Annotated in this window: 14 protein-coding genes and 1 tRNA gene; 5 read left to right on the top strand and 10 right to left on the bottom strand. The window is 68.5% G+C overall.

The genetic code is table 11. The annotated features are described in order from the left end of the window. Positions 1-25: 25 nt before the first annotated feature. From BM009_RS13370 to BM009_RS13380, 3 genes are all read right to left on the bottom strand, one after another. Positions 26-604 carry a hypothetical protein gene (locus BM009_RS13370; RefSeq protein ID WP_139216616.1) on the bottom strand — a complete coding sequence of 193 codons (579 nt, stop codon included), beginning with the start codon at positions 602-604 and terminating at the stop codon, positions 26-28. An 84-nt stretch (positions 605-688) separates the two neighbouring features. Beyond that, positions 689-1,303, bottom strand: a complete 615-nt coding sequence (locus BM009_RS13375) for a response regulator transcription factor (protein ID WP_093296922.1) — start codon at positions 1,301-1,303, stop codon at positions 689-691. After that, the gene (locus BM009_RS13380; protein WP_175488013.1) at positions 1,300-2,814 is read right to left on the bottom strand and encodes a PAS domain-containing sensor histidine kinase; all 1,515 of its coding nucleotides are present in this window, start codon (positions 2,812-2,814) and stop codon (positions 1,300-1,302) included. Before BM009_RS13380 ends, BM009_RS13375 begins: the two co-directional genes overlap by 4 nt. A 297-nt stretch (positions 2,815-3,111) precedes the next feature. Between BM009_RS13380 and BM009_RS13385 the strand changes: the two genes are divergently transcribed. The 4 genes from BM009_RS13385 (at position 3,112) to hslU (ending at position 6,230) form a co-directional block, all read left to right on the top strand. After that, positions 3,112-4,002, top strand: a complete 891-nt coding sequence (locus tag BM009_RS13385; protein WP_093296926.1) for an ROK family protein — start codon at positions 3,112-3,114, stop codon at positions 4,000-4,002. A gap of 60 nt (positions 4,003-4,062) precedes the next feature. Beyond that, positions 4,063-4,139, top strand: a tRNA-Pro gene (locus BM009_RS13390). A gap of 103 nt (positions 4,140-4,242) precedes the next feature. Continuing rightward, positions 4,243-4,809 carry an ATP-dependent protease subunit HslV gene (gene hslV, locus BM009_RS13395; RefSeq protein WP_093296927.1) on the top strand — a complete coding sequence of 189 codons (567 nt, stop codon included), beginning with the start codon at positions 4,243-4,245 and terminating at the stop codon, positions 4,807-4,809. 128 nt (positions 4,810-4,937) lie between these two features. After that, positions 4,938-6,230 carry an ATP-dependent protease ATPase subunit HslU gene (hslU, locus tag BM009_RS13400; RefSeq protein ID WP_093296929.1) on the top strand — a complete coding sequence of 431 codons (1,293 nt, stop codon included), beginning with the start codon at positions 4,938-4,940 and terminating at the stop codon, positions 6,228-6,230. Positions 6,231-6,351: 121 nt separating this feature from the next. Here the strand turns inward: hslU and BM009_RS13405 are convergent, their stop codons facing one another. The 5 genes from BM009_RS13405 to BM009_RS13425 all read right to left on the bottom strand — a co-directional run bounded on the left by BM009_RS13405 (position 6,352) and on the right by BM009_RS13425 (position 9,556). Beyond that, positions 6,352-6,759 (bottom strand): hypothetical protein, encoded by a 408-nt coding sequence (locus tag BM009_RS13405; protein ID WP_093296930.1) that lies wholly within the window; start codon positions 6,757-6,759, stop codon positions 6,352-6,354. 27 nt (positions 6,760-6,786) lie between these two features. Beyond that, the gene (gloB, locus tag BM009_RS13410) at positions 6,787-7,521 is read right to left on the bottom strand and encodes a hydroxyacylglutathione hydrolase (protein WP_093296932.1); all 735 of its coding nucleotides are present in this window, start codon (positions 7,519-7,521) and stop codon (positions 6,787-6,789) included. Between the two features lie 4 nt (positions 7,522-7,525). Beyond that, a complete protein-coding gene (locus tag BM009_RS13415; protein WP_093296933.1) occupies positions 7,526-7,960 on the bottom strand; it encodes a VOC family protein in 435 nt (144 codons plus the stop codon). 61 nt (positions 7,961-8,021) lie between these two features. Continuing rightward, complete coding sequence (locus BM009_RS13420) at positions 8,022-8,855, bottom strand: tetratricopeptide repeat protein (RefSeq protein ID WP_093296935.1); 834 nt, start codon at positions 8,853-8,855, stop codon at positions 8,022-8,024. Next, on the bottom strand, positions 8,831-9,556 hold the full coding sequence (locus tag BM009_RS13425; RefSeq protein WP_093296936.1) for an alpha/beta hydrolase: 726 nt from the start codon (positions 9,554-9,556) through the stop codon (positions 8,831-8,833). The genes BM009_RS13420 and BM009_RS13425 overlap by 25 nt, the downstream gene beginning before the upstream one ends. Positions 9,557-9,663: 107 nt before the next feature. Here BM009_RS13425 and BM009_RS23155 point away from each other — a divergent pair, with 107 nt between their 5' ends. Then, the gene (locus BM009_RS23155; protein ID WP_294253107.1) at positions 9,664-9,798 is read left to right on the top strand and encodes a hypothetical protein; all 135 of its coding nucleotides are present in this window, start codon (positions 9,664-9,666) and stop codon (positions 9,796-9,798) included. Positions 9,799-9,808: 10 nt separating this feature from the next. On the opposite strand, the gene BM009_RS13430 is transcribed toward BM009_RS23155, so the two are convergent. After that, entirely contained in the window at positions 9,809-10,864 is a 1,056-nt protein-coding gene (locus BM009_RS13430) for a M48 family metallopeptidase (RefSeq protein WP_093296938.1), read from the bottom strand. A gap of 13 nt (positions 10,865-10,877) precedes the next feature. Further along, the gene (locus tag BM009_RS13435) at positions 10,878-11,978 is read right to left on the bottom strand and encodes a YjgN family protein (protein WP_093296940.1); all 1,101 of its coding nucleotides are present in this window, start codon (positions 11,976-11,978) and stop codon (positions 10,878-10,880) included. Between the last annotated feature and the right edge of the window lie 47 nt (positions 11,979-12,025).

The following is a 12,025-nucleotide window of genomic DNA, read 5'->3' on the forward strand; positions in this document are numbered from 1 at the left end:
CATAGGCGCCGTAGAGGATCGATTCTCAGCTGCGCGTGACCGGCGGATGGAAGCTGACCTTGCCGATGCAATCGGACGGCGCATCGGATTCGCCGTCGCCGCTTGTGCTCGCCGTATCCTCGCAATCGGCATTGCGCGCCTTGCTCGTATCGGTGTCGATCACCTGGTCGACGCGGGGGAGGGCGATCACCGCGCCGCCCGGGCGGGGATCATAATAACGCTGGCCGGCGAACGGCTTGGCGAAGGGGCCCTCATCCGCGCCGATGTCGCGCAGGCCCAGTGCGCGCAGGTCTTTGGCGGTGTTAACCAGCACGATCTCCACCCGCGCAGGCTCGGCGGCGCGGGTGCGGGTGCGGTACAGCCGCTCGAGCAGCGCGTGCAGCCGTTCGAGATTGCGGGTGACGCGGAGCAGCTGCGCGGCATCGCCGTCGGAATAGACGACGACATCGTCCGCCTCGGCGCGCTTCCAGACGCTCGGCTTCTCGCCTGGTGCAGGCTCGGCGGGGGCGGTGACGACGATCGGGGCGCTGTCTTGTGGCGGTGTGGTCTGTGCGCGGGCACCCCCGGAGAGTGCCAGGCCGAGAATCGCGCCAAGGACCGCCACGCCGCGCATCTTGCACCTCTCCCCACCCAAGCGCCGTGCTATCGGGCGCAATCGTGACAGGATGATGGTGCCGTGGACCGGACCCTAGTCGTCCAGCCCCACGGCAAAGGCGAGCCGCAGCGCTTCGGACAGGCTGCGCGCCTCCAGCTTGGCCATGGCGTTGGCGCGGTGGACCTCCACCGTGCGCGGCGAGATGCCGAGATCATAGGCGATGGTCTTGTTCGGATAGCCGCGCGCGAGCCCGCGCAGCACGTCCTGCTCGCGCGGGGAGAGCAGGGCGATGCGCCGTTCCGCCTCCGCGCGGCTGGCCAGCGCGGCATCGCCTTCCTCCAGACGCTCGAAGCCGCGTTCGAGCGCCTCGACCAGCGCGTCCTTCTCGAACGGCTTTTCGAGGAAGTCGATCGCGCCGCCCTTCATCGCCGCCACCGCGGTGCCGACATCGCCGTGGCCGGTGAGCACGATCACCGGCAGCTTGACGCCACGCTTGGCCAGCTCGGCTTGAACCTCGATCCCGTCCATCTCGGGCATGCGCACGTCGAGCAGGATGCAGCCGGGCTTGGCGTCGGCGACCTTGCCCAGGAAATCCACGCCCGAGCCATAGGTGTCGACGTCATAGCCCGAGGTGCGCAGCATGAAGCTCGTCGAACGGCGGACCGATTCCTCGTCGTCGACCAGGTGAATGCGCTTGCGCTCGCTCATGCGGGTTCCTCGTGTGCGGACATCAGGGTGAAATTGAAGATGGTGCCGCCCTCGGCGCGGGGCTCGGCCCAGATGCGGCCGCCATGCGCCTCGACGATGGTGCGGCAGATCGACAGACCGAGGCCCATGCCGCGTTCCTTGGTGGTGGCGAAGGCCTGGAACAGCCGCGGCGCCTGCTCGGCGGCGATGCCGGGGCCGGTATCCGCTACCCAGACGCGCACCAGATTGCGCGGCGCGACTTCGGAGCCGATCGTGATCTCGCGCACCGGGCTCTCCGCCATCGCCTCGATGGCGTTGCGGATCAGATTGACCAGCACCTGTTGGATCTGCACCCGGTCGCACAGCACCGCGGTGGCGTGCGGATCGAGCGCGTAGAAGGCGCGCACCCCCAGCTCGCGCGATCCGGTGAGCGCGAGCCGGCTGGCTTCGTCGATCAGCCGGGGCAGGTCGACCAGCCCCATGTCCGCCTCGCCGCGCGCGACGAACTCGCGCAGCCGCCGCACGATGTTGCCCGCCCGCAGCGCTTCCTTGACCGATTCCGCCATCGCCTCGCGGATCATCGCCTGATCCTCGGGATCGTCGCTGTCGCGCGCCATCAGGTTGCGCCCGGCCTCGAGATAATTGGCGATCGCGGTGAGCGGCTGGTTGAGCTCGTGCGCGAGCGTCGAGGCCATGGTGCCCATCGCCGAGAGCCGCGAGACGTGGATCAGCTCCGACTGCAGCTCCTTTAGGCGCAGCTGCGAGCGCTGCTCGTCGGTCAGGTCGCGGATGAAGCCGGTGAAGATCCGCTGCCCCTCGCTGCTCGCCTCGCCGACCTGCAGCTCCATCGGGAAATCGGTGCCGTCGCGGCGCTGGCCGACGACGATGCGGCCAATGCCGATTACCCGGCGCTCGCCGGTGGTCAGGTAGCGGGAGAGGTAGCTGTCGTGCAGCTGCGCGTCGGGCGCGGGCATCAGCATGCTGACGTTGCGGCCGATCACCTCGGCCTCGGTCCAGCCGAACAACCGCTCGGCGGCGGCGCTGAACGAGAGGATGATGCCCTGGTCGTCGATCACCACCATCGCCGAGGGCACCGTGGCGAGGATCGAGCGCAGGTGCAGCGCGCTGCCGGCGAGGGCGGTCTGCGAGGCCTTGTGATCGGTGATGTCGCGGAACACCTCGGCATAGCCGCGCAAGATCCCGCCCGCATCGACCAGCGCGGAGAGCTGTACTTCCGCCAGATATTCGCTGCCGTCGCGGCGGACGCGCCAGCCTTCTTCGATCAGCCGGCCGGCGGCGCGGGCCCGCGCCAAGTCGTGCGCGGGCTTGGCGGCTCTGGCTTCGGCGGGAGGATAATGGAGCGCGAGTTCGGCGCCGGTCAGATCCGCCGGGGTCCAGCCATCGAGCAGCTCGACGCCGCGACTCCAACTGGCGATCCGGCCGCCCGCATCGAGCAGGAGCACGCCGCGATCGCTCGCCGCCTCGAACAGCAGCGCCATCGCCGCGGGGTCATGGGCGGGTCTATCGGTCATAAACTCCGATGCTTGTGCGCAGTCGTTCGCATCTCTGTACGCCGCCTCCCGCACGCACGCTAGGATTTGATCATCGTCAAAGTAAAGGGCGGGTAACTACGGGATATCTCTGCACTTCTTTGATGGAGGCGGAAATGCTCGACGTCATCGGCAGCAATTACCTGTATGTGGTCCTGGGATCGATGGGCATCTTCACCCTGGCGCTCGCGTTCGTCAGCCTCAGCGAGTACATGCATCCGCGCGATCAGTGAGCCGCACGGGCTTCCCCCGCGCGGCGCGGGGCGCTAGCGCGGTTGCATGACTGCGAACCTGTCGATCGCCGGCCTCGAACTGGGCGGCACCAAATGCGTCGCGACCCTGGGCAGCGGCCCCGGTGACGTGCGCGAACAGCATGTCGTGCCGACCACCGATCCGGCGACCACACTCGCCGCGATCGAGGCTGTGCTCGACGGCTGGTCTTGCGATGCGATCGGCATCGCCAGCTTCGGCCCGATCGAGCTCAACCCGGCGCGGCCCAATTTCGGCTCGATCATCGCGACGACCAAGCCGGGCTGGAACGACACCGATCTCACTCGTCGCCTCTCCGCGCGCTACGGCAAGCCGCTGGCGATCCAGACCGACGTCAACGGCGCGGCGCTGGCCGAGGCGCGCTGGGGTGCTTCGGCGGGGCTGTCGACGCATGCCTATATCACCATCGGCACCGGCGTGGGCGTGGGGCTGGTCGCTAACGGCCGGCCCATCATGGGCTATGCGCATGGCGAGGCGGGGCACATGCGCTCCGCCCGTGCGCCCGGCGACGGCTTCGCGGGCTGGTGCCCCTATCATGGCGACTGCGCCGAGGGGCTGCTCTCCGGCCCGGCGCTGGCGGCGCGATTCGGCCGGCCGGGGCAGGACGTGGCGGATGACGCGCCCGAATGGGACTATTTCGCCCACGACCTCGCCGCGCTGCTGCACAACCTGATCGTCAGCCTGGCGCCCGAGCGGATCGCCATCGGCGGGGGCGTCATGACCCGGCGGCCGCAGCTGTTCGGCGCGGTGCGGGCGAAGGTGGCGGCGAGCATCAACGGCTATGGCGCGCTGGCGGGCTATTGCGCCGAGCTTGACACGCGCGTCGGCCCGCCGGGGCTGGGCGACATGGCGGGCCCGCTCGGTGCGATCGCGATGGGCCTCGAAGCGCTGGATCGGTGAGCTTCCGCGCTTTGGGGGTTGCGTCCTGCCCACAAGCGGCATACAGGGCGCACCCTCGGTCGGGGCGTAGCGCAGCCTGGTAGCGCATCACACTGGGGGTGTGGGGGTCGCAGGTTCGAATCCTGTCGCCCCGACCAAGCCACACCCAAGAAATCCTGAAATCGCTGGATCGTTGCGGCGACGCGGCCTTAGGGGAACGCCCCCTTTGCACGCCCGCACCCGCCACCCATATGCGCGTCCATGAACGACAAGAACACCGCGTGGCACGGCACGACGATCCTCTCCGTGCGCAAATCCGGAAAAGTGGTGATCGCGGGCGACGGCCAGGTTTCGGCCGGCAACACCGTGATGAAGCCCAACGCCCGCAAGGTGCGCCCCTTGGGCGACGGCAAGGTGATCGCGGGCTTTGCCGGCGCCACCGCCGATGCCTTCACCCTGTTCGAGCGGCTCGAGGCCAAGCTTGAGCGCCACCACGGCCAGTTGCTGCGCGCGGCGGTGGAACTCGCCAAGGACTGGCGGACCGACAAATATCTCCGCAACCTGGAAGCCATGCTGCTCGTCGCCGACAAGGACGTGACGCTGGTGATCACCGGCAATGGCGACGTGCTCGAGCCCGAGGCGCACGAGCATGGCATCGTCGCGTCGATCGGCTCGGGCGGCAATTTCGCGCTGTCCGCGGCGCGCGCGCTGATCGAGTACGAACCCGATGCCGAAGTGGTCGCCCGCAAGGCGATGGCGATCGCCGGCGAGCTGTGCGTCTACACCAACGACCGGCTGACCGTGGAGACGCTGGAAAGCGCCGCCTGACATTTTCTCCCCTCCCGCGTGCGGGAGGGGCCGGGGGTGGGCGCTCGCTCTCCTCCAAAGACACCGCTCGCGGATGGCGGGCGCCCACCCCTAGCCCCTCCCGCAAGCGGGAGGGGAATGAGTAGCAAATGAACCAGAATCTCACCCCCAAGACGATCGTCGCCGCGCTCGACGCGCACATCATCGGCCAGAAGGACGCCAAGAAGGCCGTCGCCGTGGCGCTGCGCAACCGCTGGCGCCGGCAGCAGCTCTCGGCCGACCTCCGCGACGAGGTAACGCCGAAGAACATCCTGATGATCGGGCCCACCGGCTGCGGCAAGACCGAGATCAGCCGCCGCCTCGCCAAGCTGGCCGATGCGCCCTTCGTGAAGGTGGAAGCGACCAAGTTCACCGAGGTCGGCTATGTCGGCCGCGACGTCGAGCAGATCGCCCGCGATCTGGTCGAGGAAGCGATCCGGCTCGAGAAGGAGCGCCGCCGCTCCGCGGTGAAGGACAAAGCCGAGGAAGCGGCGATGGGCCGGCTGCTCGACGCGCTGACCGGCAAGGATTCGAGCACCGCGACCCGCGAGGCGTTCAAGCAGCGCTTCAACGAAGGCCTGCTCGACAATACCGAAGTCGAGATCGAGGTGGAGCAGGCGCCGCAGATGCCGTTCGACATTCCCGGCGGTGCGCCGCAGATGATCAACCTGTCGGAAATGATGAAGGGCCTGACCGGCGCCCCGCTCAAGCGGCGCAAGCTCAACGTCCGCTCCGCCTGGGAAAAGCTCGTCGAGGAAGAGGCCGACAAGCGGCTCGACCAGGACGAGGTGAGCCGGGTGGCGCTGGCCGATGCGGAGGCCAACGGGATCGTCTTCCTCGACGAGATCGACAAGATCGCCGTGTCCGACGTGCGCGGCGGTTCGGTGAGCCGCGAGGGCGTGCAGCGCGACCTGCTGCCGCTGATCGAAGGCACCACGGTCGCGACCAAATACGGGCCGATGAAGACGGACCATATCCTATTCATCGCGAGCGGCGCCTTCCATGTCGCCAAGCCGAGCGACCTGCTGCCCGAGCTGCAGGGCCGCCTGCCGATCCGCGTCGAGCTCAAGGCGCTGACCGAGGAGGATTTCGTCGCGATCCTCTCCGACACCAAGGCGAGCCTGGTGCGGCAGTACGCTGCATTGCTCGGCACCGAAGGCGTGTCGATCGACTTCACCGAGGACGGCATCCGCGCGGTGGCCAAGATCGCCGCCGAGGTGAATGCCGAGGTCGAGAATATCGGCGCCCGCCGCCTGCAGACGGTGATGGAGAAGCTGCTCGAGGAAGTCAGCTTCGAGGCCGAGGACCGCAGCGGCAGCGCCGTGGTGATCGATGCGGCCTATGTCGACCAGCAGCTGGCCAGCGTGGCGCGGAATACGGATCTGAGCCGGTACGTGCTGTGAGGCATCAATACTAAGCCCCTCCTCCTTGGAGGAGGGGTTGGGGGTGGAGGGATTCCAGAACGCAGGTTGGTCTCGGTGAGACACTGCCCCACCCCAAACCCCTCCCCTAAAGGGGAGGGGCTTACCCGCCCTTCGCTCGCGTGTACGGCGTGAACTTCCCCAGCCGGCAATAGGCACCCGGGATGCTCATCCCCGGCGTCACCACGCGGAACTGGTCGTTGCGGCAGAGCTGGCTGCCGCGGATCTCGACGATCACCGTGCTCAGCGGCGCCAGCGAGGGGCATTCGGAGACGAGATCGTTGCGGTAGAGCCGCGCGCCCTGACGGTAGACCAGCGTCCGCGTATCGATGATCTGCGGTCCGTCGGTGAAGCCGGGGTCGATGCAGTCCTGCGGCTTGCCGGGCACCCGGTCGCCGAGCGCGCTGGCGAGTTCCCGACGCGCCTGGGCATCGCGCTGGGCCTGATAGTCGGCATTCTGGGTGCAACCGGCGAGCACAGCCGCGCCGATGGTGATGATGGCGAAGCGCATCGTCTCTCTCCTCGCCGTACCTACGACTCAACCGGCAAAACTATCCTTCGCGGCGCGGCGTTCGGCGAGCATGCGCGCATCGGTGGCGCGGAGAAAGGGGTTGGTCGCGCGTTCGGCGGCGATCGTGGTCGGCACGGTCGCCTCGCCCGCGGCGCGCAGCCGCTCGATTTCGCCCAAGCGATCGCCGATCGCGGCATTGTCCGGCTCCGCCACCAGCGCATAGCGGGCGTTCGAAAGCGTGTATTCGTGCGCGCAATAGACGATGGTGTCGTCCGGCATCGCCGCGAAACGCTGCATCGCGGCGAACATCTGCTCGGCGGTACCCTCGAACAGTCGCCCGCAGCCCATCGCGAACAGCGTGTCGCCAACAAAGGCCAGCGCGTCCTCGGCAAAATGATAGGCGATGTGCCCGGCGGTATGGGCCGGGACTTCCAGCACCGTCGCGAGATGGCCGCCGATCGCCACCGTGTCGCCCTCGCCGACCAGCCGGTCGGCGGTGGGGATCTTCGCCGCTTCGGCCGCCGGTGCGATCACGGTGCAGCCGGTCGCCGCCTTGAGCGCGGCGTTGCCGCCGGTGTGATCCGGGTGCCAATGGGTGTTCCAGATCGCCGAGAGCTGCCAGCCCTGTTCGGTCAGCGCCGCCAGCACCGGCGCGGCGTCGCCCGGATCGACCACGATCGTCTCGGCCGACGCGGGATCGTGGACGAGCCAGATGTAATTGTCGGTAAAGGCGGGGACGCGAACGATCCGGAGCGCGGTCATGGCCTCACCACTCGCCGGTGTTCGGCATCGACGCCCAGGGCTCCTGCGGGGGCAGGCTGCCGTTCTGGAGCAGCTCGATCGAGATCTTGTCGGGCGTGCGGACGAACGCCATGTGGCCGTCGCGCGGCGGGCGGTTGATCGTCACCCCGGCATCCTGCAGCCGCTGGCAGGTCTCGTAGATATCGTCGACCTGGAAGGCGAGGTGGCCGAAGTTGCGACCGCCCGAATATTCCTCCGGATCCCAGTTGTGGGTCAGTTCCACCTCGGCGCGGCCGCGGCCGGTTTCCGGATCGATATCGGCATCGCTGGCGAGGTAGATTAGCGTGAAGCGGCCCTTCTCGCTGGTGATGCGATGGGTTTCCTTGAGGCCCAGCAGCTCGAAGAATTTCATCGTCGCGTCCGGGTCGGTGACGCGGATCATGGTGTGGAGGAACTTCACGGGGCACTCCCTGGCTTGTCTCTGCCTGCCAGATAGGGGCGCCCCGCGCCGGGTTCCACCGCTACTTGGCCGGCGCCGCGTCGAACTGGGCAAGCGCGGCGCGGGCGGCGGTCGCCTGCGGGCTGCTCGGTGCGGCGGCGACCACCTTGTTCCAGGCGGCCTTGGCACCCGCCTCGTCCCCGCTCGCGGCGGCGATGTTGCCGGCCTCGAGCTGGACCGCAGCGTCGTCGCCGGCGCGCTGCACCGCTTCGGCAATGTCCTTCTGCGCGCGCGGCAGGTCGTTCATCCGCCGGGCGAGCGTCGCCGAGAGCAGCCAGGCGAGCGGATCGTCGCCGGCTTTTGCGATGGCCACGTCGATATCGGCGCGGGCGCCGTCATTTTCCCCCGAGGCGACGGCGGCGCGGGCGCGGTCGAGATAGGCCTCGCCCAGCGCCAGCCCCTTCAGCTGGCCGCTGGCAAGCGCGGCATTGATCGCGGCGCGTGCCTTGGGCGGCTTCTTGGCGGCGAGCCAGGCATTGCCCGCCTGGGTCCAGTAGACTGCGGCGCGGGGACCGTCCTTCGCCGTTTCTGCCTCGCCCGCGGCTTCCTCGAAGGCGGCTGCGGCCGAGTCCCAGCGGCCCTGGTTGGTATAGGCGACGGCGAGGCACTGGCGGGCGAACATGCCGCCCTTGTCGGTGCCCCATTTCACCGCCTCGTCGATCGCCGCGCCGGGATCGCCCGTGGCGAGGTCCATGCACTTGGTGAAGCGCGGCGGCTCGCCCGCGGGCACCGGCGCGGCGGCCTTGGCGGCGGCGGCGCGGGCGCGCTCGGCGTCGCGCAGCACCGGACCGGACTTGGGCGCAATGGCGGCGGGGGGCTGCTGCTGGGCGATCAGCAGGAGGAGGGGGAAGAGCATGCGATCAATACGTCCTCGGTAGCGCGGAGCAGCAGGCGGATGTCGGCGTCGCGCGACAGGCGGTGGTCACCGCCCTTGACCAGCGTTACCTGCACATCGTCTGAACGAAGCGTGTCGGCGAGCCGCAGCGCCAGTTCCCACGGCACCTCGGCGTCGCGCTGGCCCTGGAGCAGGCGCACCGGGCCGTCAAAGCCGATCGGCGCCTCCAGTACCAGGTTCGCCTCGCCCGAGGTCCAGAAGTTCAGGGTGGTCACCATCGGCTCGGGCCCATAGTCGCTCGGCTGTTCGAGCCGGCCCTCCTTGACGAGGGTCGCCTTCTCGGCATCGGTAAAGCCCCAGCGAGTGAAATCGGGCGCGGCGGCGATGCCGACCATGCCGACCACGCGCTCGGGCCGGGCCCTGGCCACCAGCAGCATCAGCCAGCCGCCCATCGACGAGCCGACCAGCACCACCGGACCTTCCACCACGGTGTGGATCATGCCCAACGCGTCGTCGCGCCAGCTCGCCAGCGTCTGGTCCTCGAAATCGCCCGGGCTTTCGCCGCAGCCGGCATAGTCGAAGCGCAGGAACGCCTGGCCGCGGTCGCGGGCCCAGGCCTCCATCGCGAGTACCTTCGATCCCTGCATGTCGGAGCGATAGCCGGGCAGGAAGATGATGGTGGGGGAGGCGCCGGGCGTGTGGTGATGGGCGAGCAGGGTCATGGCAGGCGGTGTAGCGCCTCCCGTCTTTCGCCGCCAGCGACGGAACCGATTACTCCCATCGGGATTGATCGTAGGACATCGGCCCAGGCAAGGAGCACATAGGCGTCATGAGCAAAGTCGAGAAAGCCATCGCCCTCCCGGTCCGCCGGTTCGTTCCCAGCAGCCAGCTCGTCTTCGGCGCGGCGATCGCCGTGTCGGGCCTGTCGGTCCTTGCCGGCAAGCTGATCGGCGCGCTCGCCTGAGACTGGGCGCCTAAAACGCGTTTGCCGGGCGGTCGCCGCACATCGCCCGCAGCGCCTGCCACTGGCCGGGGCTGAGCGCGGGCGCATAGGCGGCACCTGGCTTCGCACTCGCCTGGAACGCCTGCTCGCGCGACCTGGATAGCGGGTGCGAGGAAAGATAGGTCATCAGCACCGCGGCATTGCCAGGCTCCCCGTCCTGCCTCGCCAGCCGCGCGAACAATCCGGCGGTGGGCAGCGGCGAGATGTTGGCGGCCTGCAGCCGCCCGATCGCATAGCCGTCCGCCCCCGCCTCGGCCTTGCGCGAATAGCGGGCATTGAGCAGGGCGTTGCCATAACCACTGATATTGCCGTCGAACCCGCCGAGCAGCAGCCGCAGGCCATATTGGCGGATCAGCGCCTCCATCCCGTCGCGGTGGGCGACGTGGCCGAGCTCGTGCGCCAGCACCCCCGCCACCTCGTCCGGCGACCTGGCATTCTGGATCAGCCCGTCGAACAGCACCACCTGCCCGCCTGGAAAGGCGACGGCGTTGATCATCGGCGCGTGAACGACGCGGATCGTCACGTCGCCGTCCTGGCGCAGCCGCGCGCCGAGCGCCTTCAGCGCCGCGTCGCCCTGCGGGCTCGAGCAGGCATAGGTGCCGAGATTGCCGACGATCAGCCGCCCCATGCGCTGCTCGACCGATTGCGGGACCAGCCGCGCGAGCAGCGGCGGCAGCTTGAGCGTGAAGGCGACGACCAGCACCGCAAGGATGGCGAGCACGCCAGCGGAGCGCCACAGCCCGAAGCGATCGATCCAGGCGCCGTAGCGCGCCGGCTTGGGCAACTGCACCGCGATTTCGGAGGGTGGAAATTCGAGGAAGGTGATCCGCCAGCCCGGCCGGCCCTTCAGCCCGAAGGCGCGCTCGTGGTGCGAAGTGCCGTGCGGCTCCAGATCGGCGAAGGCATAGGGGCCCGGATCGGCGCCGTCGCCCTGCAGGGTGAACCGCCGCTCGTCGGCGCTCGGGACGAGCGCGGGCATGCGCCGTTCGCCGCTGCGGCCATCATAATGCCAGACCCGGGTTTCCACCGTCGGTTCTCCCTCAGAACGCGCCCATGTCGAGGCTGTCGAACAGTCCCTCGCCCTGGCCGGGCGCGCGCGTGGTCGACTGCGTGAACTGATCGAGATCGAGCGAGCCATAGGCTTCGATGTGGCGGACGAAGAACGCCCAGCTGCGATAGCTCAGGAAGATCGAGCCGATGCCCAGCGTGCACACCACCAAGGCGATGTTGCCGAGCATGAAGGTCAGCCAGTCGCGGGTGCGTGCGGTGAACCCGAACTCCAGATTCCCGAGCGTCAGCCCGGCGATCACCTGCCGGAAATAGGCGGAATAGAAATAGAGGGCGATCAGGCCCATCACCACGAAGAACACCAGGTAGAAGGCGGCAAAGGCGAGGAGGAAGCCAAAACTCGTCGGCATCCCGATCGCCGCTTCGCCCGGCTGGCGGTGCGCACCCAGCGTCGCGACGACCGCGAAGGCGATGGCCGCGATCAGCAGCACGATCGGGACAAGGTAGAATAGCAGATAGCGCCCCATCAGCCCGTCGGTGTTGGCACCGGCACGAAACGGATAGGGGCCGAAGCTCATCGCGTTCCAGCGCTTGTTCCACAGCGACACCAGCGCCCAGGGCACCAGCAGGCCGAAGGCGAAGCTGCCGAGCATCGTCCGCCACATATAGGACAGGCCGTAGCGAAATCCCTGGTCGTCGCTGCCGCCGCGGATGCCGTGCCAAAAGGTGCGGCTGAGCCGGTAGCGCAGCGCGCGGAAGATCGCGACGCCGCCCAGCATGAACAGGAACAGGTAGAGCAGGAGGAAGAGGAGGCCGGCAGCAGCGGCACCCGAAGACGTTCCCCGCATCGCCAGCGCACCGATCAGCAGGTTGAGACCCGCGACTGGCGCAAACACCAGCGCCATCACCACGACATAGCCGAGCATCAATTCGCGCCCGGTCCCGGTCCATTCGAGCCGATCGTCGATAAAGCGCGTCTGGCTCCACAGATAGCGCCGGGTCCGCGCGCGACCCCAGAAGTTGTAGACGCCGAGCGTTACGATGGTCAGCAGCAGATTGGTGAAGGCGATCGGGGCGTATTCGCGCCACGAGCCGTAAAATTCGAACGCGCCGCGCTCGCCCTGTTCCTGCATGATGGTCCCCCTTGGCCGCCATCCAATAGCGGCCAAGGGTTGACGTC

It is taken from the genome of Sphingomonas sp. NFR04, assembly GCF_900114095.1.
GTDB lineage: Bacteria > Pseudomonadota > Alphaproteobacteria > Sphingomonadales > Sphingomonadaceae > Sphingomonas.